The following is a 24,987-nucleotide window of genomic DNA, read 5'->3' as shown; positions in this document are numbered from 1 at the left end:
GACACATATTAAATGAATACGAATAATTTTCACAACTCGCAAACCAAAATGGGACAGATGATGCAGCAAGACCCGGTAAATAAGGCTGACTTTCAACGTTTTGTGGATGAAATACAGACCTTCTTGGCCGCGGCCAATATGTATTCCGATTTGCCCCGACGACTGGCATATGCCGGTGATGCCAGTTTTTATCGGCTTATTCCCAAACTGGTGGTGAACATCGATACGCTCGAGCAACTGACCCGTTTGGTTGCCTGTGCCAATACCCACAAAGTTGCTCTGACCTTTCGTGCCGCCGGCACCAGCTTGTCAGGCCAGGCGGTAACCGATTCGGTATTGGTTTTGCTGTCTGAGCATTGGCGCGGAGCCAAAGTGTTGGACGAGGGTAAGAAAATCTGGCTGCAACCTGGGGTGATTGGTGCGCATGCCAACCAACTGCTGAAGCCGCTAGGGCGTAAGATAGGGCCGGATCCTGCCTCTATCGATAGTTGTAAAATTGGCGGGATTGCCGCCAACAATGCCTCGGGTATGTGTTGTGGGGTCAAGCAGAACAGTTACCACACGGTGGCTGATATTCATGTGGTGCTGGCCGATGGTAGCCGCCTGGATACTGCCGATTCCACCAGCGTGCAGGCCTTTGTGGCTAAGCGCCCACAGCTGCTTGATGGTTTGTCTGAACTGGCGCAAAAAGTAAAAAGCAATCCCGTGCTGAGTGAAAAGATCCGGCACAAGTACCGACTTAAAAATACCACGGGCTATGGCATTAATGCGTTGCTGGACTTTGACCAACCTCTAGAGATCCTCAAACACTTGATGATTGGTTCTGAGGGGACACTGGGATTTATTGCTGACATTACCTATCACACAGTGGTTGATGAGGCGTTTCGGGCCACAGGCCTGTTTGTTTTCGCCGATATCCGCGCCTGCTGTGAAGCCGTGCAATTAATGGCATCGGCACCGGTTAGCGCGGTGGAGCTGATGGATGCCAGAGCGCTACGCAGTGTAGCTGAAAAACCCGCCATGCCAGCTGGCATGGTAGCGCTTAAAGACAACGCCGCGGCGCTGTTGATTGAAGTTGCTGGTGAGGATGAAGCTATGCTCACCGCTCATTTGCAAGCGGTGTCAGGCATTTTGGCGGGATTTGACTCATCCATGCTCGCGCAAGTGCCATTCAGTCAGGAGCCTGCCCGCAACCAGGCGCTGTGGGCCATTCGTAAGGGAACCTTCCCGGCCGTGGGTGCGGTGCGCCCGGCTGGCACTACGGTGATTATCGAGGATGTAGCCTTTCCGGTAACGCAGTTAGCAGAAGGGGTTGAGAAGCTTCAAGCCCTGTTGGTGCGTTTTGACTATCAGGAAGCCATTATTTTCGGTCATGCGCTGGAAGGAAATCTGCATTTTGTCTTCACCCAATCCTTCAATCAGCCGTCAGAAGTGCAGCGTTATGGTGAGTTTATGCAAGCGGTAGGTGAGCTGGTTGCGGTGGAGTTTGGTGGCTCACTTAAAGCCGAACATGGCACCGGACGCAATATGGCCCCCTTTGTAAAGTTAGAGTGGGGCGAAGATGCTTACCGATTGATGCAAGATATTAAGGCCTTGTTCGACCCATCTGGCGTATTGAATCCGGGGGTTATCATTAATCATGATGTTAACGCCCATTTGAAGGACTTGAAGCCCATCCCGTCGGTGGATACTGAGCTGGATAAATGTATCGAGTGCGGTTTTTGTGAAGCGGTCTGCCCATCTCGAGAATTGAGCCTGACACCACGTCAGCGAATTGCCTTGCACCGGCAGATCCAGGATGGTGACAGTGCATTAACAGGTGTCGAAAAAGCCCAACTGAAAGAGGCTTATCAGTATCTGGCCGTTGATACCTGCGCGGCCACCGGTTTGTGCGCCATGCGCTGCCCGGTTGGCATCAACACCGGCGACTTTATTAAGTCGTTACGTGCCGAGCAGCCAACAGGAAAATGGCTGGCGGGGATGGCAGCCGAGCATTTTGCTGCGGCGGGCGTGGTGGCGCGTTTTGCACTTAACGCCAGCAAGGTTACCCATAATGTGCTGGGCGATTCGGCCACCGCGGCTTTATTCCGCGGTCTGAACAAAGTGACCGCAGGCGCGGTACCCACCTGGTATCCAGCTTGGCCGGGGGGAGCAAAAGGCAGCGATATCCCGCAACACCCTGACGCCCGGGCGGTAGTGTATTTTCCTACCTGCGCCAATCGTATGTTTGACGCTGACAGTCACGCAGAGGATCGCCGACCTTTACCTGAGGTAATGGCCAGTGTGCTGGCCAAAGCTGGCTACAGGGTGCTGATCCCGGATAATCTGCAACAGCTTTGCTGCGGAATGCCTTGGGACAGCAAAGGACATCAAGCACTCGCTAAGCAAAAGCGTCAGCAAAGTGCCGAGGCACTGTTACAACTGGCAAAAGAGCAGGAATTACCCATAGTCGTTGATGCTTCGCCTTGCGCATTGCAGTTTAGTCAGGACGGTTTGAATGTGCAGGAGACCGCCCAGTTCCTGCATCAGTATGTGCTGCCAAACTTACACATCCGCAAACAGCAGCAACCTGTGATGCTGCATGTCACCTGTTCCAGCAAGCGCTTGCATGCTGAGCAGCAATTGGTGGAGCTGGCCAGAGCCTGCGCCGAAGACGTGGTGATCCCCAAAGATATTCAATGTTGTGGTTTTGCCGGGGATAAAGGCTTTTTTACCCCAGAGCTCAATGCCAGTGCACTTAAAGGCTTGAAACAGCAAATTCCGAGCGGTTGTCATCAGGGCGTATCTAATAGCCGCACTTGTGAAATAGGTTTGAGTCAGCATAGCGGCATTCCCTATCAATCCATTTTGTACCTGCTGGATAAAGTCAGCGAGCGGCAGGTGGAAACACCATAACTTGCTAATTAAAAGTGGGTTGTCATGGATGACACCCGCAGAGATTTGAAAGTTTTGTGTTTGTGCCGCTGTCTTGATGCATACTGAGGTTAGTCAGGCATGTAAGCGGCGGCGAACAGGCTGCCAAGAAGGAAAGTCATCATGTTGAACTGGGCAGATGTGATTAATTTCGCGATTCAGGGCAATCCTAAACCCTCGCACAAGATTCAAAAATCTGAGCAGGAGTGGCAGGAATTGCTGGATGAAGAGGTGTTCAGGGTGACCCGCCAGCATGGTACGGAGAGACCATTCAGCTCTGCCATGTGTGCCAGATTTGAACCCGGCTGCTATACCTGTGCGTGCTGCAATACTTTGTTGTTCGATGCGGATCATAAGTTTGATAGTCACAGCGGCTGGCCGTCATTCACTCAACCCGCCAACATTGATTCTGTTGCCTATGTCATGGATGAGTCTCATGGTATGCGGCGCATTGAAACCTTATGCAATGTCTGTGATGCCCATCTTGGTCATGTCTTCCCAGATGGACCACCCCCCAGTGGCCTGCGCTACTGTATTAATGCCGTGGCCTTGAAGAAGCTCTGAATCTATGGCTGTAAGGCGCGTTTAAATGGGGTAATGATCCACTCCTGCATCTGTAACGCTTCCATCCTGCCTATGGCGGTTAGTAGTTGTTTCCTACCTTCTTGTTGCTGGCCCTGGCCTATCAGTAATCTGGCATGCAGGCCTGCTACCCGGGCATCCCAACCTTCGCCAGGGCTACCCGAAGTCAGCCTGGCCGGGTCGAGTATCTGAATAAGCGGTGCGGCCAACTGATATTGTGCTTGTTCCAGATACGCGCAGGCCAGGTAATAGCCAAGTACCTGTACACCAGGGGAGTCCTGTCCCAGACGCTCGGCGAAGGCGTGCATGGCCGGTTCAAGCTTGGCCACCGCCGCTGCCGGTTCTTGAAGTTCAAGCAAGATAACCCCTTCATTGCCGCTTTGCATCATACAGCTCAGGTGGTTCTCTCCCTGAAGTCGGCAAGTTTGGTCTCTGACTGTTCTCACCAGTGGCAGGGCTTCGGCCCAGCGTCCTGAAGTAGCATACAGGTTACCCAGCGAGCCTTTGGCTTCCAGCACCTGGGGTGACGCTGAACCGAACACTTCAATCAGTTCAGCAATCGATTGTTGTAAAGTGCTTTCTGCCTCTGAGTAGTGGCCGCTGTAAAGATAAGCCGCGCCCAAATAGAGTTTGGCGCTAGCGCGGTTGGCATCACTAATGTTCAATTTTTGATAGCGGCTTGAATGCAATTCAAGCAACAGGTCGATGGCTTGTTGGTACTGACCCAGGCGGCTGTAACACTGAGCAAGGTCCATGTTCAGCCGAAAGGCCGCAATTTGTTGCATGGGATCGGCTGGGTCGATGCGCAGCAGGGCGCGCTGCAACCAACTGGCGGCATCCTCAATTTGCGCTTTAAGCAAATGGTAGCGGGCGTGTGCGCGGGACGCTTGATAATCCAGGCTGGCATTTTGCTGCAGTTGCTGTTTGCTGTTGGCATCGGCCAGTTCGAGTTGTTGCCGCGCTTCGTCATATTCTGAGGCATTGACCAGTATTTCAGCCAATTGATAACGGGCCAGCAATAACTCGCTGGCATCGGGTGCCAGATGTTGCGCCAATAATTCTACCTGGCGACGCCCCTGTCTGGCAGCGGCATGATAATCGGCCAGACTGGTGTAGAGGTGGGCGGCGGTTTGATGCACAAGCATTGCCAGGAGCGGCTGGTCTTTAAAATGTACAGGAATTGCATCGGTGGCCCGGTCCAGCGCCTGGCGTACTGTCACGTTACCGCTGCCGCCAGGATTGTGCGGATCGGCATTTTTCAACAAATCGGTTAAAAAGTCGCTGATAGCCTGGGTTTTGTCAGTCTGCAATCTGGCCTGCTCGGCTGCCTGCCAAGCCTGACGATACAAGATTAAACTGCTGGTTAGGCCTAATACTAATGCCACTAGCGTTGCCAGCAGCCAGGGACGTGCGGCACGCAACTTTTGCAGTTTCTGCTGATTCTGCGCCATCAGCTGTTGCTGCCTTTCCTGCATAGCCTGCTCATTATGCCGATGGCGCAGATTTCTCATACGTTCTGCCAGGGCGGCGGCTGAATGAATACGTTGCTGAGGATTACTGTGACAGGCCAGCGCAATATCTTCACATAATAGCGGATCGTCAATGTTCTCCTGCCAGTTGCTGGTCAGAGGTTTACGTATATCGCCACTGAGTAGCTGATAAATCAATACGCCAAGCGCATAGATATCGCTTTGTATGGTGGGCATTTCACCGCGCAGCACTTCCGGTGCCAGATACAGGGGGGTACCTGAACTACTGTCTTGATGACCGACATTGTGGTCGGGATGCACAGTGATCGACAGGGCTTCAAGTTGGCGGGGATCTAGCAAGCTGCCGACGCCAAAGTCTGTCAGCTTGATTTGCCAGAAGCCCTTGCTGTCAGGTGCCACCAGTATATTGGCGGGTTTCAGGTCCTTGTGTAATATGGCACTTTGATGAGCTGCCGCTAAGGCATCGGTCAGTTGCAGGGCGAGGGTTAAACGCTGCTCGGATGACAGACTGGCCAGCCGGTTATGTTGCTCTGACCAGTGCAGGAGATCTTCCCCGCCGTATTGATATTCCAGAAAAAAAGGTGGTTGCTCAAAGTTCCAGTCCAGCAACCTGCACAGATCGGGTCTGTCGCCCAAATTCTGCTGTAACAGACGGGCTAGGGTCATTTCACGTTTAAGGATACTCAGATTTCCCCCGTCGGGACTGAACTTGTACACCCTAAGTTCGTGGGTTTTGTGGTGAGCTGCTAACCAGACTTCACTATGCCGGTTAGCGGCCAGTTGCCTTTGAAAGTGAAAATGACGGCGTTGCGGTACGCTCTGCCCTACATGCAGGTCAAGCTGGGTAGTTGTTCCTGTGCTTATCGCTTCGCACTGCAGCACACCGACAAACCGGTAGCCTATTTTGGGCTGAGTCTGGATATACTCACTGTTGTCCTTTCCCAGCGCCTTACGAAGCTTGGCGACAGCATTGGCCAGCACATGTTCAACCGTTACCCGACCTGGCCATACCCTTTCTAACAGCTCTTCCTTGGTCATTACCTCGTTGTTGTGGGTCAGCAAAACCCCCAGCAGTTCCAGCGGTTTGGGTTCCAGCTCTGCGGCTTGGCCGGCAACCTCCAGGGTCATGGCCGCGCTGTCAAAGCAGGCTGTGCCAAAACTGTAGCGAAAGCGTATATCCTGAGTTGAAGTAACCATGGCCAAACTCCCACAGATTTTTCAAACACTATACCCAAACAGTTGAAAAAGTAGACAGTTTTATGCCGTGAAAAATTCGTGAAATCACCGTGAGGACAAATTGACAATGGCGCGGTGACACTGCAAAGCAGTCAACCAACAGGAAGATTGTCATGAAATACTTGAATCTATTGATGCTGCTGTGCTTATGGGGATGTGGTGCGGAGTCGTCGTCTTCACAATTGGCCGGTGATCTGTCCAAACCTCTGCAGGGACATCCCGTGGAAGACCGGGATGAACTGGAAGGTGCGTGGATGGCGGTCAGCGATGGGCAGTTCGGCAGCCTGGAATTTCTATCCAATGGTTCAGTGTTGGTGGTGCAGGGTTTTACCAATATGAATGGCCAGGCTATGACCATGCAATATCAACTGCTAGAGGGGGGGCGGTTGAGTCTGATTGGTTTGGGGGGCAGAACCTCAGTGCTGCAGGCTATAGTGGATGATGAGTGGCTGGAATTGAGCGAGCAGCTCGGCGGACAGAGCAGCCAGCGTTTCCGGAAGGTGGACTCAGGTCCGGCATTGCTGGCCGAGCGGCAGACCTATTTACAGCAACTGGCCCTGGAGCGTGAACAAATCCTGGTAGCGCTGGGGCAAAGTCTGAGTCGCGAACATCTGCTGCTGAAATCTTCAGACAGCAAGGTGCCACTGCCTCCTATACTTTTGAATGTAAAGCTCACCGATGGCAGAACTTTTAGTGGTACCGCGGTGACCGATATTGCCGGCGATGATCCACAAGTATTTGATGTGCGCGGACAACTGCTTGTGGCCATGGATAATAGTGCCAACCTGGATTTTCAGCTTACCGGGCGGGTCGACACAAATAGTCAGGCCAGGCGCATGCGGGGCCACTTAAGGCTGATTGCCGGTGGCGATCCACTGCAGCTTGCCGGAGCATTGGAGGAAGGCAATGATGCATTGGCTGTTGTGCTGGAAAAGGACAAGTTAACCGCGCAGGCCATACTGGCCAGGGTGGAGGAAGTGGTTGAGCAGAAACGCCGGGCCATCGCTATGGTCACTGATGCATTGGGTGTTCGCACTGTCCTTAAAGGCAGTGCGCTGCGTACCGCCCAGGGACAGTTAGTGCCCGTAAGTATCATCCTGGAGCGTATGGGACAGCAGTCCGCCTATATAGGCACCGCGGTGTTCGGGCAGGATAACTTCTCGTCCAAAGTGCGCTCAGAGATTGACGTGCTGAGCAAAGGTGATGACAAGGTAGCCATTGTTCAACTGCATATGGACAACAATAACCACTGGCGCCTCTCTGTAAGCGACAAGGGGTTATCGGGCACCTGGTATTTTGGTAATTCGGTGCTGGAGGGCAAAAGTGCTGCCAGCGATTTGCGTATAGACCAAACCTGGAACGAAGAACAGCTCAGCGCTGACAAAGCAAAGATGCAGGCTTATCTGGACAAAACGCTCAGTCAGCCGCAGCAGTTTAGCGGACTTCTGACTATGCGTGATGAGGCCATGCCCCTATGGCTATCACTTCATCGCCAGTCTGACGGTAGTCTTAGCGGTATGGCAAAGCTGCAGTTCGAAGAGGTCAGTGTAGAGCTGCAGGGCAGTATTAAGCCCGGCTCTTTTTCACCACAGTTATTGTTGCATGCTACCAAGGTGCAGGGTAGTACGATGAATTTGCGCAAATTCGGCCGCCAGGACTGGCAACTGGAGCTGCTGCAGGCTGACGAGCCTATGAGGTTATCTGGCCGGGTGAAGTTGAATCTCAGCAGCGGCGAGGTGCTGCTTGCGCCTGTGGATGAACATCTGCTGGCAGAACAGAAGCGGCAACTGATTGCGGTGTTAAGCGGGCAGGATTTTATTCTGACTACCGACGACCGACCCAGAACCGAGCAGACCTATGTAAGGCTGACCCTGGATCCAGCCACCGATAAGCTCAGCGGTGCGATTTTTGGTGCCAGGCTCAATGCGGTGCGCCATCCTGCTCATCTTTCCGGGCAACTGGTGACTGAGCAAGGCCAGCATATGCTTCGGTTGCACAGCGTGCATGACTTCAAAGGACATAGCAGTATGGATTTTGCGCTGTTTGCAGACTGGTCTGAAACCGGGGTGGTTCTCAAGGGGCCGGTGCTGTCCAACAGCAGCGGTACTTACCTGACCCTGCGGACTACAGCAGACAAAGTGTCGATTCCTGCAGACCAGGCATTGCTGATTGAGGCGTATGCGCTGGGGGCGTCCGAATACCCACCGTCCAAACCTGAAGCCGGACAAAGTGCTTATCTGTATCTTACCGGCAGAACCCGCGGTGCTCTGTACGGTACTGATGTTTATCTGTTCGGCAGTGATGTGGCGGTCGCTGCGGTACATGCGGGGGTATTAGAGGACGGACAGAGTGGTATTGTTAAGGTGCATTATCAGAATCAACCAGAGCAGCTGCAAGGCTCAAGTCGTTATGGTGTGGCCAGTAAGGGCTATGAAAGCAATGGGCGAAAGGCCAAGGGACCGAGTTTCAGACTGGCATTGGTAAAGAGGTACTGATAGTCGTCACTTCTTTGACTTCGAGCAACAAGCTGAGTCGCATCGCTATGCCCGCATTCAACAGCTCAATAAGCTGCATGTGGAAGAAGTGGATTATCACGATAACCGGGGGCAGCGTCTTTCTGCCAGTTACTGGCAGAGATTTCCCGCCTTTCACTATGCCTTTCCGGCGTTTGTGGCAAAGCCAACGGCGCAATACCCATTACCATTGGCCTTGGTCATATTGCTTGCTGGGCTTGGAGTACTACTAACCTGGCGATTTAATCGTCTGGCAAAAGTATAAAGTATGGGGCGAACTTGTTCGCCCCTGTGCTACAGGCAAACACAAAAGAACACAAACTGATAAGGTTTTTCCCTTGTCTTCCACTTAAGCTTCTCTCCAAGTTAATGCTTATATTTAGTGGAAAAGCGCAAATGAAGTTATCGCGTCATATTAATATTGTTCTTGGAGCTGGCTTGCTCACGTTATCAACCTGGTCAGCACAGGCAACAGTGGTTGAAGTACAAACTGTGATGGGCAATTTCCAGGTCAACCTATATGACAGCAAAACCCCAAAGACGGTGGAAAACTTCCTCGGCTACGTTAAATCCGGCGCGTATTTTAATAACGTTGTACATCGTTCAATGGACGACTTCATCATTCAGGCGGGTGGCTATCAATTCGATGGCGAGTTACCCCTCAATGAGCTAAGCAAAGCGGCATCCGTGGTCAATGAGCCTAAGTTGTCAAATGTGCGCGGCACTATTGCCATGGCTAAACTGGCGAATGACCCTAACAGTGCAACCTCTGAGTGGTTTATTAATCTAAAGGACAATAGTGCCAATCTGGATCTGCAGAACCATGGTTTTACCGTATTTGGCCAGGTTCTTGGGAATGGTATGCAAGTGGTGGATGCCATTGCTGCATTACAAACGTTCGATAAAGGGCCGGCGTTTCGCAATATTCCCCTGCGTAACTACAGCGATGCCAGTCAGGACGTAAACGGTGAGAACTTGGTACTGATCACCGACATCGTGATAGTGGATGCGACAGTCAATACTCACCCCGAGTTGAATCCCGTGCCTAATACCCTGATTAATAAATTACCAGGATCAGAAGGTTCAGGTTCAGGCGGTAGTTTAGGTTTTGGCGTGCTGTTGGTCGGTATGCTGGTTGCCTGCAGACGCCGTTTCAGCGCGAAATCCTAATCTGTTGCTGAGGCGATTGGTTTAGGACCTGACTACGGTAGTGTTGCCAGAACGCAGTACTGCCATCAGCAAACCAAAATTCCAGATTACGAAGATAAGCTGCTGAGCGGAGTACCCTCGGCAGTGCTTGGTTTATTAACGAAATAGTCTGCTCACCCCATGGGTTGTTACTGCATCCCACTGCCCCTATGATAGCTGTTTGCTGATTTTCGGCTATGGGCAGGTAAGCAAGTGGAAGTTCAGTAGTAAGTTCAAAGTATCGACCAATTACCGGGTAGTCCAAGCTGTAGTCTAGTTTCCTGGCGGTAATCAAACGCAGCATGGTGAGGGTTGGTGCTTCTCCGGCCAGCTGTATGTGTTTTTTATCCTTATCCGCATACTTATCCATTAAGGGCTGTAAGTATTCTCCGTATTGACGGCCTAGCGGTCTGACAAAAGAATATTCAGGGTCTTGCAGTAAGCTGGCCAATAATATGGGCCGGCCATGTTTAGCCTGTAATTCTGATGCTAAATCCAGGCTGGTAAATAGCTGGTGGGCTTGGTAGTAGAGAGTCGCACGCGAATAAGTAGTATCTGGTGTGTCAGCCTGTTTGATCATACAGGGAAAGCACAAAGGGGCGCCTTGCTTACGCAGTTTTGCAATCCTCGCCGGGGGGAGATACATCACTTCATGTTTGCCGTTCAGTGAATGCTTTAATTGCTCAGTGAGTACATCGCAGAATCCCTGGCCTTCATACTTGCCTCGCATAATATGAAAGGGCGGCGCGTCATTTACTGCCCAAATGAAATGATGTTCGGCAGGTAGTTCCTGACCAAAAACACACAGATTGATAAGCCCAGATATCAGGGAGATAAAAACGGCACGCATCCCAGTCTCTCCAACTTCCCTGTTTATCAGGGTAGTAAATAAAATCGGGATTGCAGCAATTTCCGCCCATTTCATCCTTTTTACTCGACCATTGGCCGATTTATTTTGTTCTGACTGGTTATTTTTTTGAGTTTAGTGCGGTAGGCTGCATCTTTGGACCGGGATAAAGGTGCCGAAGAGCAACCCAACCCCGGATACCGTCATAATGCCAACAAGTTTTTTGGACATCCCATGTTAAGACCATTGTTAATCTCAGCAGCCTTGCTTTGCAGCTTGCAGGCCAGTGCAGACGCGATCCGTCAGACTAAAGGCGATTTCGAGGACAAATTTCGTCAACTAGATGAAGTGTTGCCCACTCCCAACGTGTATCGAAATGCTGCAGGAGAGCCAGGTCATCAATACTGGCAGCAGCAGGTAGATTATAAAATTCAGGCGAAGTTGTTGGAAGACAAGCGCCGACTGGAAGCCAGCCAACAGGTGACTTACCAGAATAATTCACCGGATACCCTGCGTTATCTGTGGCTGCAGCTGGATCAGAATATTTTCAAATCCGATTCTATGGCCGAACTGACGACAGCCTTTGCCGGCATTGGTCGTCGTGGTCCCGCTACGTCTGCCGGTGATGGTAAAAAGCCGGCACGTCTTAGCCTGGATGAGCTGCGTCGCCAGCACTTTATGGCCGACAATGAATTAGGTTATGTGATTAAAGACGTTAAGGACGGTAATGGTAAGCCGCTGAAAGTGACCTTGGTGGGTACCAATATGCGTATTGACCTGAATCAGCCGCTAAAGCCCGGTCAGTCCACTCAGTTCTCGCTAACTTACGCTTACAACATAGTGGAAGAGAATGCAGTTTCGGCCCGCGGTGGTTACGAGCATTTCCCTAAGGATGCTCGTGAAGGTGGCAATGATATTTTCCAACTGGCCCAATGGTTCCCACGTCTGCATGCTTACACTGACTATGAAGCCTGGACCAACAAAGAATTCCTGGGGCGCGGCGAGTTCACCCTGGAGTTTGGTAATTACGACGTAGAAATTACTGTACCCGCTGACCATATCGTAGCGGCCACAGGTAGTTTGCAAAACGCGGATAAGGTATTGACCCGCGAGCAGAGAAAGCGTTTGAAAGACGCCGAGAAGGCTAAGCGCCCTGTGTTTGTGGTGACCGAAGAAGAGGCGCTGGAAAACGAGAAAGAAGGCACCGACAAAACCAAAACCTGGCGTTTTAAAGCCGACAAGGTAAGAGATTTCGCCTGGGCGTCGTCGCGTAAGTTTATGTGGGATGCGAAAGGTTATCAGCAGGGCGGCGACACACAGCCTCTGGTCATGGCGATGTCTTTCTACCCGAAAGAAGGTGGCGATCTGTGGAAGAAATATTCCACCGAAGCTGTTGTGCATACCATGGAAGTATACTCACGCTTCTCCTTTGACTATCCCTATCCCGTAGCTCAGTCGGTGAATGGCCCTGTAGGTGGCATGGAATATCCCATGATTACTTTCAACGGCCCGCGTACCACCTTGCAAGATGACGGCAGCCGCACTTATACCCAGGCGGAAAAACGCTTCCTGATTGGCGTGGTTATCCATGAAGTAGGGCATATTTATTTCCCTATGCTGGTTAACTCGGATGAGCGTCAATGGACTTGGATGGATGAAGGCCTGAACAGCTTCCTGGACGGCGTGGCCGGACGCGAATGGGATTCAGATATGCCCTGGGGTATCGAACCTTCTGAAATTGTTGATTACATGGTGTCCAGCACCCAAGTGCCAATTATGACTCAGTCTGACTCTGTGTTGCGCCTTGGCCCCAATGCCTACACTAAGCCAGCTGCGGCACTGACCATTTTGCGTGAGACTATCCTGGGCCGTGAACTGTTTGATTTTGCCTTCAAAGAGTACGCGCGTCGCTGGCAATATAAGCGTCCGACACCGGCTGATTTTTTCCGTACGATGGAAGAGGCCAGCGGTGTTGATTTGGATTGGTTCTGGCGTGGTTGGTTCTACAGCACTGACCACGTAGATATCTCATTAGATAAAGTCTACAAGCTGCGTTTGGATACAGAAAATCCGGACATCGATTTTGCTCGTGATAAAGAGCAGGATCTGGATAAGCCATTGTCCATGAGCTTGGAAAACAACCGTAAAGAAGGCATCCGTGAGTGGCGAGAACTGAATGAAGACCTGAAGGACTTCTATGACGAGCATGACCGCTGGACGGTGACCAACAAAGAACGCAACAAGTACAACAAGTTCATGAAGGATTTGGAAGACTGGGAGCGTGAAGCTCTTGAGCGTGCAGTAAAAGAAGACAAGAACTACTATGTTCTTGAATTCTCAAACCTTGGCGGTCTGGTGATGCCGATTATCCTTAAACTGGATTATGCGGACGGCAGCAGCGAAACCATGCGTATTCCCGCCGAGATCTGGCGTCGTAGCCCGAAAGAGGTGAAGAAGCTGATTGTCACCGATAAGGGTAAAGAGTTGACCCAGGTTGAAGTGGATCCGCGCTGGGAAACTGCCGATGCGGATATAGAGAACAACCTCTATCCACGCCGTATAGTGCCTTCTCGTGTTGAAGCTTATAAGTCTGAGAAGTCTAAGGCTAAGATCAGCCGCGATATCATGCAGGACATCAAGACCAAGCTGAAGACAGATGAAGACAAGGACGATAAAGCTAACTAATGATCAAACAGCACTTTAAACTGCTGGTTGCCGTCAGCCTCGTGCTGGCGGCATTTGCCAGTCTTGCCCATCAGCAAAAAGCCTCTGTGACCAAGGTTTTGTTTAATTCACGCACGCAGCATATTGAAGTGATGCATCGCTTTTATCTGCACGATGCGGAGCATGCGGTAAAGGAAATTTTTGGCAAAGATGCCGATATTATCGGCTCAGAGCAAACCCAACGTCAGTTTGCCGAGTACGTGGCTGAGCGTTTTGCTTTATTACGTGACGGCCAGCCGTTGCCGCTGGGTGCGGTAGGATTTGAAACCGAAGGTAAGTTTTTCTGGGTTTATCAGGAAACCCCTGTTCCCGTTACCCTGAAGGCGCTGTCGGTGAAGCATAACGCCTTGCGGGACATCTGGCCGGAACAGGAAAACCTCGTTAATGTTGAAAAAGATGACGAGGTAAAAAGCCTGAACTTCAATGGCAATACGGAGTTGTTAGAAGTGCATTTAGGTGGTCATCACCATTGATTCAAAGCGGGGCCAATCGGCCCCCTTTATTTTTCTGCTGCTTGGCTTAGCGCCACAATTTTTCACACAACCAGCAATTTAGTTAATATCTCCCGTTTAGACCCATAACAGAGAGTAAATATGACAAACATCAGTATCAGGGCCGCGCAGCGCGACGATGCCGCCACCATATTGCACTTTATTCGTGAACTGGCCATTTATGAAAAAGCCGAGCATGAAGTCAAAGCGACACTGGAAACAATTCAAACGAGTATGTTCGGCGAGCAAAGCGGTGTGCATGGACTGATTGCTGAGGCAGAGGGGCAGGCAGTTGGCTTTGCGGTGTACTTCTACAATTACTCCACCTGGCTGGCTAAACCGGGTCTGTATCTGGAAGACTTGTATGTGTCTCAGGCGCAAAGGGGCAAGGGCTATGGTGTTGCCTTGCTTAAGCATTTGGCGGGTATAGCGGTTGAAAAGCAATGTGGACGCTTCGAGTGGAGTTGCCTTGACTGGAACACCCCGTCCAGGGAATTTTACGAATCATTAGGTGCTGAACCGCTTTCTGAATGGATCGGTTATCGAATGTCTGGCGAAACCTTGCAACGTTTTGCTACCCAGTAGTTCTGCCATCCTGTACCGGGCGGGAAATACCTATAAGTAGTGGGCGGCAGTGAACTTTCCTGTTAGCCGTGCATCTACATTGGCATGTTTTTTTGTTACCTGAATTGTTTTGCAACAGGAAGTTAAAAATAGCGCCAAGCCACCATCATTGTTGCCATGGATAGGTATATCCGTGGTCGCACATATGCTGGTGGTTCTTGCTTTGTTGCAAAAAAATACCCTTCCTAAGCAAAAGGTGGCAGAAACCACTATTAAGGCGAAGCTTTGGACAATGTCGCCAAAGCCAGCGCCTTTGCCATCTGAACCTGTTGAACAGCCTGTTGTGACTGAATTGCAAAACGAACAAGTCATCCTTCCTGAGCCTGCCGAGCAAGTGCCGTTGCCTGCTATTATCGAACAACCTTCCGCCTCTGCTTCGGAGCAGAAAGATACAGAGGTGGCTGCAGTTGAGGCAACAACGCCAACTGTGACAGAGCCGCCCCCAAGTGCTGAAAGTGGAAAAGTGCTGGGGGGGAATAGTGAACATATGTCCATGGCACAGAGGCACTTACGCAATTGGCATTCCCAGCAACAACAGCAAGTGGTTGAGCGCGCTGCCAGGCAGTTCCGGCAGCAACAGAATAACCCTGTTGGGGAAATTTCTGACTACAGCGAGCGGCTCAGTGAAGATGAGCAGCGGATGCAGGATTTAATGGTTGAAGCCAATTGTGACTCAACTAGCAACAAGGTGGCTGCCGTGCTGATGGGCATTGCCGGAGGAATGGTTAAATGCAGTCAGCCACCGCCCATTCAAAAATTTATAGATGAACGCTTGAAACGTAATAAAAATCAATGAGATAAAACGCTCTTTGGGTTGTGCTTCAATGCCATGTCTTAGCAGTTCACGCCTTTTCGAACCGAAACCGTTTCAACCGACTTTATTTTCCGGCTCTGCATCCACTTACATTCATATTACTTAGATAAAATTTGGCGGCCTTATAGCGAATATTTTCATTGTAACAGGGGGAATAGGCGCTATCATGCTTGGCCCAGACCCTAGTGCGAGTAGAAAGAGTATCTTTTTTACGTTGCATAAAATTTCATTTTTAGTGAATGGAAATTCTTCTGGGTGGCGGCTCAGTAGCGTTGCTGGGCTGCCGCAGTGCGCCGAACATCGGGATGAATTTGTTTTTGGGGGGAGCTATGTCACTCAATATTGCCAAATTTGGCGGAACCAGCGTCGCTAATATTGACGCGATGCGCAACTGCGCGCGTATCGTTATCAACAATCCTGCAACCCGGGTTGTTGTGGTCAGTGCGGCCGCTGGTGTTACGAATTACCTGGTGCAGTTGGCTAATGAAGAACTGACCTCTGAGCAAATCAATGAATTGATTGCCAAGGTCGAAGAGATCGAATTTTCCATCCTCAGAGGCTTGGACTCGCCAGCACCGGTTGCAGCGAAGCTGAATGAATTGTTGGTGCAGTTGCGCGAGTTGGCAAGTCACGAAGAGATCTTACATCGCCCGGATTTGAAAGATGCCATCCTGTCGCTGGGCGAGCGGATGTCATCGCTGATGTTTGCTGAGCTTTTGTGTCAGATGGGGCACGCTGCTGCAAACTTTGATGCCCGTAAAGTAATCAAGACTGATAATGACTATGGTCAGGCTGAGCCTGATATCGGTCTGATTGCACAACAGGCGGAAAAACTCATGAAGCCGGAGCTGGCGAGTACTGTGCTAGTCACCCAAGGCTTTATCGGCTCTGATGAACAAGATAATACCACTACACTTGGCCGCGGCGGCTCAGATTACACAGCCGCGTTGTTAGCCGAAGCGCTGGATGCGGACACCTGTGAGATCTGGACCGATGTTATCGGGGTATACACCACGGACCCACGCATTACTGACAAAGCCCGGCCTTTGCCCGAATTGAGCTTTGAAGAAGCGGCGGAAATGGCTACTTTCGGTGCCAAGGTCCTGCACCCTGCCACTATGGTTCCCGCGGTCAGAAAGAACATTCGTGTGTTTGTTGGTTCCAGTCGGGAGCCGGAGAAGGGCGGTACCTGGATTGCGAAGAACTGTGACCACGAACCCTATTATCGTGCATTGACTCGCAGAAAAGACCAGGTGTTGGTAACGGTTAAAACACCCAGCATGCTGTATGCCTCGGGTTTTTTACAGCAGGTTTTTGAGATTCTGGCTAATCATAATCTGAGCGTCGATCTGGTGACCACTTCAGAAATTGCCGTGTCGCTAACCATTGATAATCCACCTAATTCAGTGCGAGCCAGGCTGAATAAAGCCACCATCGAAGACTTAAAAGAAATCAGCGAAGTTACGGTGGAAGAAGGCTATGACCTGGTGACAGTGGTGGGCAACAACATGCACAGTGCTGCTGGTGTCTCCAGCCGTATCTTCAATGCAGTGAGCGAGTTTAATCTGCGCCTGATTTGTTATGGTGCCAACCCTCACAATATATCCTTCCTGGTCAAGGACGAAGACAGTACCGACGTTATTAAAGTCTTGCATCAGGACTTATTCGAGTCTTGATGCGAAGGGCAATGGTGTCTGATACACCATTGCCTGTTTCCCCTAATTTTATTTCCTTCTGTCTATACCCTGCAGCGCAACATTTGTCCCTCGATACTGTTTATTCCTCACACAGGACGAATTTTTAACATCTGAAATGGGCTATTCAAACTCAATACTGTCTGGTTTGTCACTGATTCAGCTTCTGCGTTTGGCGCACTGTTAGCGTTGCCATAATCGGCGTAGTTGTGCGTCGATGGAAACGAATAATAACTCCACAGGAGATGTGACATGAGAGCAAAATTCAATAGGCGCATGACTGCATTGGCAGTTGCCGCTGCATTGAGCTTTTCAACCAGTGTATTGGCTGATACGGGTGGTTTGCGTATCACTATCGTTGATAACAACGGTAACCCAGTTGCTGGTGCAACGGTTAAAGTTAGAACCCCTGACAGTTTGACAGAGAAAGAAGCGGTTTCAGACGCCGAAGGTAATGTGCGTTTGGTTGGTCTGGATGCATCGACCAAGTACCAAGTCAATATTACCGGCCAGGGATATCAACCGCTGGTTGCTAATAACGTGCGGGTTGTTACTGGCAAGAGCCTGAGCCTGAGTTATCAGGTATCCAGTGAGAATTTCGAGAAAATCGAAGTTACTGGTAAACAAGTTGCGGCGATGGATACCACATCCGCTGTCGTAGCAACAGATATTACCCTGGACCTGACAGAATCACTGCCTACCGCGCGTAACTACCAGAGCTACCTGCAGTTGGCGCCAGGTGTTAAGCCAAGTAATGGTGGCAACCCTTCATCGAAATCGGGTGTGAACTATTCAGATATTCCTGATGCAAGATTTGGTAGTGCAGGGACTTCTTCGGACAACGTCTACTACATTGATGGTGTAAACGTAACGGATAACTCTGCTGGTACCTTTGGTGCCAACTTTAACTCTGAGATTATTCAGGAACAGCAGATTATTACCGGTGGTATTCCTGCTAAATATTCAGGTGGTGCAGGTCTGGTCTCTCGGGTAGTTACCAAATCAGGTAGTAACGAGTTCCATGGCTCCATTAACTACTATATGCAGAATGACAGTCTGGTGTCTGATTACAAAAATGACTCTACCAGAGAGAAGAGCTTCAGCAACTTTGATACGGCTATCACACTAGGTGGTCCAATTATCAAAGACAAACTGTGGTTCTTTGCGTCTTATCAGCTGAAAAACGAAGATACCGACGTACCAGATCCAGACAATAACGGTGCGGTAGCCCGTTCAGTTGAGCGTGAAGAAAAACTCGGTTTTGCCAAAATTACCTGGCAGGCCACAGACGATGATCGTCTGACCTTTACCTACTTCAATGACCCAACTGAGATCTCAGGCACCGACATTGCCAGCACGCCAAACAATCGTGACCGCGTTCGTAAGCAAGGTGGCGACAACTACAAAGTTGATTACACCCACTCATGGGATGATTTGATTCTGTCAGCCGGCATTATGTCGCATGAAGGTGAACTGAGTGATATCGCAGTTGACCAAACCACCCGTAACGATGTTGCCTATATAGGTGGCAACCCAACCAAGGCCGAATTAAGCCGTGGTGGTCTGGGTTCCAATACCACACGTTTCCGTAATAAAGACAATGCATATATCAATCTGGAATACTACCTGTATACAGATTTTGGTGAGCATAAGTTTGAGTTTGGCTACGAAAGAGAGAAAAACGAAAACTACAGCAACCAGATATATACTGGTGAAGGCGCACAATATACCTCTATTGCCGCCGCTCAAGCAGGTATCACGCTGGATGAGTATATTGCCGCTAGTTGGACAGGTGAGAAAGAGTTCAGTTCTGGTGACAGAGCGCGTTTTATCAATGCAATTAACAGCAGTGCTGACAAAGACTATTTCGTAGGTCTGCTGGATACCGACAATGATGGTGCTGTTAGCCAAGCTGAAATAGGTGCAATGACCTTCGGTACGACTTCAGGCAACCCTGATAGCCAAGTTAATGCCTATCGTGCCTTGTTGTCTTTCCAAGCTCCGTCAGAGTTTGTAACAAAAGGTCAGGTTTTCTATCTGCAAGATACCTGGACTTTGGACAATCTGACTGTTGCTGGTGGTATCCGTGCTGAAAAATGGAATCACTATGCCAACGACGGTAGCAAGATCTTCACCTTTGATTGGGAATATGCTCCGCGTTTAAGCGTGGTTTATGACATCAATGGCGATGGTGAAAGTAAGGTTTGGGCGTTCAGCGGCCGTTATTACGACCCCATTCGTACCAACATGACCTCATTCGCCGGTAATGTGAAGGGTAATGTTCTGGATGAACAGGTGTTTGTTGGTGATAAGTGGCTGACTTACCGTACACGTGGTCCAGCTGATGCGATGTTTGCACCTTCAACCAAGACGCCTTATACCGATGAGTTTATGATCGGTTATCAGCAAAGCATCCTGGATGATATGAGCGTGTCATTTACCTATACTGATCGTAAAACCAAGGACATTCTGGAAGATTATGACTTAGGTTTGTACTCAGAGACGGGTGAATATGCTGGTACCTTCCTCGAGCTGCCACTGTCTTACTTTGGCTTCTCTGAAGTGCCCCGCACCAACTACGTGATTGCCACATTAGAAGGCGGTATCCGTAAGTATAAAGGCTATGAAGTGGCCTTCCGTAAGCATAAAACTGACAACTGGCAGATGCTGGCGTCTTATACGCACAACGATGCAGAAGGTAACACCAACTCAGACAGTAACGCTGACTACCAAGGGGACTGGAGTGTTCTGGATCCTCGTGCGCCTAACCAGTATGGTAAGCAGCCAGGTAACATTGATGACCAATTCAAGGTCGCTGCGTCTTACTTCTTTGACAATGGCATAGAAGTTGGTGCGGTATACAACTGGAACTCTGGTGTACGTTACAGTGAAACTATGGCGATTGGTGGACGACACTTGCCAGTATTGGTTGATGTACCTTATGAGTTCGGTGGTTGGACTGATACCTGGATTAAAGAAGGTGCGGTAGGTTCACACACTACGCCGTCTTTCGGTACGTTGGACCTGCGTGTTAAATACAGCATGGATATCGATATCTATAAGGCGGAGTTCTTCCTGGATATCTTTAACGCGCTGGATGATCAAGCTGTTACGCGTGAACAAGACCTTGTAGCAGGTGACGGTACTTACCAATTTGGTGAGGCGATGAACTGGGTTGAACCACGTCGCTTCTACCTGGGTATGAAGCTGTCATTCTAATCTGTCACTAACTGTAACAACAAAGCCAAGGCCTGTGCCTTGGCTTTTTTTTTACCCTGTTGCAGAATCAAGGGGATATAAAAAGTGGTAAATCGACGCGCATTGGCAGGTCAGACGGGCAATGTGGGTAAAGCTTGTGCGCGCGCAACTAGCTGCAAACATCTGTAAGATCGTTTCCGCATGTTGAAGAAAAGCATAGAAATTCGCAGTAACTGAAATTGAGAGGGGAATCATGTTCACTTGCATGGTGGTTGATGATGAGGAATTGGCCAGAGAGCGTCTTACCAGGCTGATTGCTCAGCGCGGCAACTGGAAACTTGTAGCTGAAGCTGATAGTTACCAGAAGGCTCGCACACTATTGCTTGAGAAGCGACCTCAGGTTTGTTTTATGGATGTGGAAATTATCGGAGGTAGTGGCATCAATTTGGCTACAGAACTGAGTTCGGAGCTGAATACGCGTTGGGTGTTTACCACGGCTTACTCTCAGCATGCTCATAAGGCCTTTGAGATTGAAGCGGATGATTATTTGCTTAAACCCTTCGATGACGAGCGCTTTGAGCGAATTTTGGAGAAGCTTCAGCGTAAACTGATATTAAGTATGCCAAACCGGGACATCTTGGCGGTGCGTACTAATGGCCATGTACAATTTATTAAAACACGAGACATCATCTGGATTAAAGGTGCGGGTAATTATCTGGAGCTGCATTGTCAGAACCGAACCTATTTGCACAGAGAGTCGATGACCGGTATTGAGCAGCACTTGGATCCCTCAAGTTTTATTCGTATTCACCGCTCAGCTATAGTCAATATTAACTATCTGGATGCCATCAATAGCGAACTGGGTCGTTACAGTACCCTGGAAATGTCTAATAAGGACGAAGTGCGTATCGGTAATACCTACCGAAAGCCATTATTCCAAATGCTAGGGTTAGATGCTGGTGAATGAGCCTGTAACAAGCTTGAGTTCGCCAGATATTAACGAGTCGTTGTTTAAAAAGCCTAACTTTTGGTTGCTGCATATCAGCGGCTGGCTTTTTTATTATTTGGTGTTGGTATTCGACAATCTGTTTTTATTTGGTAGTTATAACTACTTTGGCACCAGCATTGTCTATTGGCTTATTCCTATTACCCTGATGGGGATGCTACTGACGATACCGCTGCGCTATCTGTTCCGACACTGTATGCATATGCGGCCTTTATGGCTTGGCGTAATGATTCTGGGCGTCAGTGCCTTACTTTCTGTACTTTGGACTGTACCGAAAAATCTGCTCCTGCATTACGCCAGAGGAGAGGATGTGTTCGCCTTGAACAGCATTCCTAGTTTTGAATGGGTACATTTATTTATGATGGTCAGCACTTCATTTTTTATCATCATGGTCTGGTGTAGTCTGTATTTTGGTATCAACTACCACTTTCGCCTGGTAGATGCCCAGAGTCAGCGCTATGAGGCTGCGCGGCTGAGTCATTTGGCACAGATTCGTATGCTGCGCTATCAGATCAACCCTCACTTTTTGTTTAACAGTTTAAATGCGGTGTCTACGCTGGTGATGCGTGACGATAAGCAACGCTGTAACCGGATGCTAAGTCAGCTTTCTACCTTTTTGCGTTTTTCCCTGGATACCGATCCTGAGAAGAAGATCCGGCTGCATGAGGAGATTCGCGCTTTGATGCTGTATCTGGATATTGAAAAAACCCGTTTCGGGGAGCGATTGGAGGTTAAGTTACATGTGCATCCGGATGCAGAATTTGCTCTGGTTCCCAGCTTGTTAATACAGCCATTAATTGAGAATGCAATAAAACATGCTATTGCGAAAATGTCCCGTGGCGGAAAGATCACTGTTAGAGCATGGTTAGAAGAGACGGATTTAATTTTGCAAGTGGAAGACAATGGGCCACTCACAGACTTGGCGGAGGTCAACAAAGATGGGATTGGATTACAAAATATTACGGACAGGTTAAGAGTGCTGTATCAGGATAAACAATCGCTGAAACTCTATGTGGTTAATCCGAATGGTTTTGGCGTTCGCATTAGCCTGCCATACGAAGAGAACTGATGAACAAGGTATCTGTCATTATTGCCGATGATGAATTATTGGCCAGAGAAGGATTGACGAGTCTCCTATCGATGTTGCCTGGAGTGTGCATTGTTGGAGTCTACGCCGACGGTAAGCAAGCCTTGGAAGGGATTCGTGCCTTGCGCCCGGATATGGTAATCCTTGATGTTGAGATGCCTGAGTTACGTGGTGATGAAGTGCTCCAGATAATACGGGCTGAAGGCTTGTCCACCTCAAAAGCAGTTTTGGTGAGTGCCACAGACTTGCGCCACCGCTATTTAAATTGCTGCGATGATTACTTACTTAAACCCCTGTGCCCCCAAGTTATAAGCGATCTTATTGGAACAGTTACTGCCAGTAGGGGAATCGCTGAGGGGCGTTTGCGATGCGTTGGGGACGAAGGCGGCACGCTGATGCTTGGTGAATCATCTGAAGATACGGCGAGTGAATTTGTGCGACTAAAAACCGGCGATCACTGGCGCAAGGTGCCTCATCACCGGATTAACTGGGTGGAAGAAGCTGGAGATTATGTGTGTTTGCATACTCCTTATGAGTCTGTGGTAGGTCGGCACAGTATATTAGGCGTGGAAAGGCAGCTTAATCCGAAGACGTTTTGTCGAATTAATGCATCAGTGATTATCAATCTGACACAGTTGCAGAAAACCTCAGCGGAAGGAGCGGGGGAGCTATTGGTGTTTATGAAATCCGGCGACAGATTTAGAGTCGATAATGCCTACCGTCGTCGTTTTCAGCTATCGGCGACCTGAATGACAGGCCGCCTGTCACGCGGTTAATTATCAAAGAAGTGGACTTGTCCGGTTTCCAGTGAGTACTCGGCGCCCACTACCATCAGTCCGTCATTTTTAATCAGGTTTTCTAGGACTGCAGAGCCCGCGCTAAGTGTATTTACTGACATTCTCACATTGGCGCGAATGGCTTGTTCGGCCAGGGCTTTCTGATCATTACGTAAATCGGTATAAACCAGTGCTTCAACGGCAGGACGGATGCGTTTGACGATGGAGCCGAGGTTTTTCGAAGGGGCATCTGTTGGACGTTGCAGCTGTTCCAAGGTGGCATGTACTGCGCCGCATTTGCTATGGCCCATCACCACAACTAAGCGAGTGCCAAATTGTTCAGCAGCAAATTCTACGCTGCCAATTTGTGATGGCGCGACGATATTCCCCGCCACCCGGATAACAAATAAATCCCCCAGACCCTGATCAAAAACGATCTCAACCGGCACTCTGGAGTCTGAGCAGCCTATGATAACTGCGAAGGGAGCCTGACTACTGATCAACTTGTCACGGCGGTTTTCATTAACCAGTTTTTCCAGTTGACTGTCGCCTTCAACAAAACGTTTGTTGCCTTCTTTAAGTCTTGCTAACGCTTCAATTGCGGTAAGCATAAGCTCTCCCCTGTTATTGAAATAAATACTGATGCGAATCTTATAGACATAATCCTTACTTGGAAATCCGATATGATCGGCAAACGTAAAATTGTTCTATTGTTAAGGTGCTTGTTCAGGACTGATTAAGCCTGATGAGATAACCTGAACCCGTATTCGCAAATAGCTAGGAGTTTTTTATGCGCAAAGCACTGATTTTTTTCACTCTCTCTGCTCTGGCCTTAGCGGGTTGCCAGACTACTGCAAATAACACCCAAAAGGGCGCTGCTATTGGCGCGGTTGCCGGTGCGTTGTTAGGTAAAGCGACGGGCGATAATGCGAAAAGCCGTTATGTTTGGGGGGCGGCGGTTGGCGCGCTGGCCGGTGCTGCCATCGGCAACTATATGGATCAGCAAGAGCAGGAGTTTCGTGATGAGCTGGCCGGCAGTGGTGTGCAGGTGTATCGCGAGGGTGACAATCTGAGGCTGCAACTGCCTGGCAATATCACCTTTGCAACTGGCAGCGCTGGTATTTCTCAGGGCTTTAACCCTGTTCTGGAAGATGTCGCCAAAGTACTGAACAAATATCCGAAAACAACCTTAATGGTTGAAGGTCATACTGATGATGTGGGCAGTGCCGAAAGCAATCAGAAACTTTCTGAGGCACGGGCAAATTCGGTGAAAAACTTTCTGTTAGGTCAGCAGGTGGATTATCGCCGTATCACCACCGTTGGCCTGGGTGAGTATCAGCCGGTAGTTGATAACTCAAGCGATGCTAATCGCCAGCGCAACCGTCGGGTTGAATTGAAAATATTACCCCTGCAAGCGGGATAACAGAGCAAAAGAAAGTTAAGCGGCGCCGATGGCGCCGTTTTTTGTTGTCAGTCTTAAACCACCTCCTATGGAGGTGGTGATCGTCCAGTCGGGGCTATGCCCGTAAAGCGCCCATGCTAGATACTGACTTTTGTTTGTTACCAGCAAATAAAAGGAGTAAATAGCATGAGCCGATACGAATCCGCCTCACACGTATTCTATCGTTGTCAGTATCACATCGTGTGGACACCGAAGTATAGATACAAGATTTTGAGAGGTCAGGTGGGCAAAGAGCTTTACCGAAGTATCTATGTTTTTTGCAGCATGAAGAAGTGCGTGGTAGTTGAACTGAATGTTCAGATTGACCATGTCCACTTGGTGGTGAGAACGCCGCCGAGTTTA

The 24,987-nt window shown here is 49.6% G+C and carries 18 protein-coding genes; 15 read left to right on the top strand and 3 right to left on the bottom strand.

What is annotated here, in order from left to right:
- Positions 1 to 12 precede the first annotated feature (12 nt).
- Positions 13 to 2,895 (top strand): FAD-binding and (Fe-S)-binding domain-containing protein, encoded by a 2,883-nt coding sequence (locus J0A65_RS10020; protein ID WP_232849859.1) that lies wholly within the window; start codon positions 13 to 15, stop codon positions 2,893 to 2,895.
- A gap of 141 nt (positions 2,896 to 3,036) precedes the next feature.
- Entirely contained in the window at positions 3,037 to 3,477 is a 441-nt protein-coding gene (msrB, locus tag J0A65_RS10015) for a peptide-methionine (R)-S-oxide reductase MsrB (protein WP_206594042.1), read from the top strand.
- Positions 3,478 to 3,479: 2 nt separating this feature from the next.
- On the opposite strand, the gene J0A65_RS10010 is transcribed toward msrB, so the two are convergent.
- Positions 3,480 to 6,182 carry a protein kinase domain-containing protein gene (locus tag J0A65_RS10010; RefSeq protein WP_206594041.1) on the bottom strand — a complete coding sequence of 901 codons (2,703 nt, stop codon included), beginning with the start codon at positions 6,180 to 6,182 and terminating at the stop codon, positions 3,480 to 3,482.
- 152 nt (positions 6,183 to 6,334) lie between these two features.
- Between J0A65_RS10010 and J0A65_RS10005 the strand changes: the two genes are divergently transcribed.
- Both J0A65_RS10005 and J0A65_RS09995 read left to right on the top strand, forming a co-directional pair.
- Complete coding sequence (locus J0A65_RS10005; RefSeq protein WP_206594040.1) at positions 6,335 to 8,716, top strand: LCCL domain-containing protein; 2,382 nt, start codon at positions 6,335 to 6,337, stop codon at positions 8,714 to 8,716.
- Positions 8,717 to 9,172: 456 nt separating this feature from the next.
- A complete protein-coding gene (locus J0A65_RS09995) occupies positions 9,173 to 9,904 on the top strand; it encodes a peptidylprolyl isomerase (protein WP_332874326.1) in 732 nt (243 codons plus the stop codon).
- Here J0A65_RS09995 and J0A65_RS09990 read toward each other — a convergent pair.
- Positions 9,888 to 10,772 (bottom strand): hypothetical protein, encoded by an 885-nt coding sequence (locus J0A65_RS09990; protein ID WP_206594038.1) that lies wholly within the window; start codon positions 10,770 to 10,772, stop codon positions 9,888 to 9,890. The genes J0A65_RS09995 and J0A65_RS09990 overlap by 17 nt on opposite strands.
- Before the next feature lie 231 nt (positions 10,773 to 11,003).
- On the opposite strand from J0A65_RS09990, the gene J0A65_RS09985 reads away from it, so the two are divergent.
- The 9 genes from J0A65_RS09985 to J0A65_RS09945 all read left to right on the top strand — a co-directional run bounded on the left by J0A65_RS09985 (position 11,004) and on the right by J0A65_RS09945 (position 23,156).
- The gene (locus J0A65_RS09985) at positions 11,004 to 13,454 is read left to right on the top strand and encodes a M1 family metallopeptidase (RefSeq protein ID WP_206594037.1); all 2,451 of its coding nucleotides are present in this window, start codon (positions 11,004 to 11,006) and stop codon (positions 13,452 to 13,454) included.
- Complete coding sequence (locus J0A65_RS09980) at positions 13,454 to 13,966, top strand: DUF6702 family protein (protein ID WP_206594036.1); 513 nt, start codon at positions 13,454 to 13,456, stop codon at positions 13,964 to 13,966. The genes J0A65_RS09985 and J0A65_RS09980 overlap by 1 nt, the downstream gene beginning before the upstream one ends.
- A 120-nt stretch (positions 13,967 to 14,086) precedes the next feature.
- Positions 14,087 to 14,569, top strand: coding sequence for a GNAT family N-acetyltransferase (locus J0A65_RS09975; RefSeq protein ID WP_206594035.1), 483 nt, complete (start codon positions 14,087 to 14,089; stop codon positions 14,567 to 14,569).
- Positions 14,570 to 14,678: 109 nt separating this feature from the next.
- Complete coding sequence (locus tag J0A65_RS09970; RefSeq protein WP_206594034.1) at positions 14,679 to 15,404, top strand: hypothetical protein; 726 nt, start codon at positions 14,679 to 14,681, stop codon at positions 15,402 to 15,404.
- Positions 15,405 to 15,751: 347 nt separating this feature from the next.
- Positions 15,752 to 17,098, top strand: coding sequence for a lysine-sensitive aspartokinase 3 (lysC, locus tag J0A65_RS09965; RefSeq protein ID WP_206594033.1), 1,347 nt, complete (start codon positions 15,752 to 15,754; stop codon positions 17,096 to 17,098).
- A gap of 270 nt (positions 17,099 to 17,368) precedes the next feature.
- Positions 17,369 to 20,335, top strand: coding sequence for an outer membrane beta-barrel protein (locus J0A65_RS09960; RefSeq protein ID WP_206594032.1), 2,967 nt, complete (start codon positions 17,369 to 17,371; stop codon positions 20,333 to 20,335).
- 232 nt (positions 20,336 to 20,567) lie between these two features.
- Positions 20,568 to 21,281 carry a LytR/AlgR family response regulator transcription factor gene (locus tag J0A65_RS09955; protein WP_206594031.1) on the top strand — a complete coding sequence of 238 codons (714 nt, stop codon included), beginning with the start codon at positions 20,568 to 20,570 and terminating at the stop codon, positions 21,279 to 21,281.
- 13 nt (positions 21,282 to 21,294) lie between these two features.
- Positions 21,295 to 22,389 (top strand): sensor histidine kinase, encoded by a 1,095-nt coding sequence (locus J0A65_RS09950; RefSeq protein ID WP_206594030.1) that lies wholly within the window; start codon positions 21,295 to 21,297, stop codon positions 22,387 to 22,389.
- Positions 22,389 to 23,156, top strand: coding sequence for a LytR/AlgR family response regulator transcription factor (locus tag J0A65_RS09945; RefSeq protein ID WP_206594029.1), 768 nt, complete (start codon positions 22,389 to 22,391; stop codon positions 23,154 to 23,156). The genes J0A65_RS09950 and J0A65_RS09945 overlap by 1 nt, the downstream gene beginning before the upstream one ends.
- Before the next feature lie 23 nt (positions 23,157 to 23,179).
- Here the strand turns inward: J0A65_RS09945 and J0A65_RS09940 are convergent, their stop codons facing one another.
- Positions 23,180 to 23,794: a carbonic anhydrase gene (locus tag J0A65_RS09940; RefSeq protein ID WP_206594028.1), complete on the bottom strand. Its 615-nt coding sequence runs from the start codon at positions 23,792 to 23,794 to the stop codon at positions 23,180 to 23,182.
- 179 nt (positions 23,795 to 23,973) lie between these two features.
- Here J0A65_RS09940 and J0A65_RS09935 point away from each other — a divergent pair, with 179 nt between their 5' ends.
- Entirely contained in the window at positions 23,974 to 24,606 is a 633-nt protein-coding gene (locus J0A65_RS09935) for a YiaD family glycine zipper/OmpA-like lipoprotein (protein ID WP_206594027.1), read from the top strand.
- 165 nt (positions 24,607 to 24,771) lie between these two features.
- A partial coding sequence (tnpA, locus tag J0A65_RS09930; protein WP_206594026.1) for an IS200/IS605 family transposase occupies positions 24,772 to 24,987 on the top strand: 216 nt, incomplete at its 3' end.

Source organism: Bowmanella yangjiangensis, from assembly GCF_017255015.1.
In the GTDB taxonomy this organism is placed as follows: domain Bacteria; phylum Pseudomonadota; class Gammaproteobacteria; order Enterobacterales; family Alteromonadaceae; genus Bowmanella; species Bowmanella yangjiangensis.
This window is presented reverse-complemented; position numbering and strand designations above follow the sequence as displayed.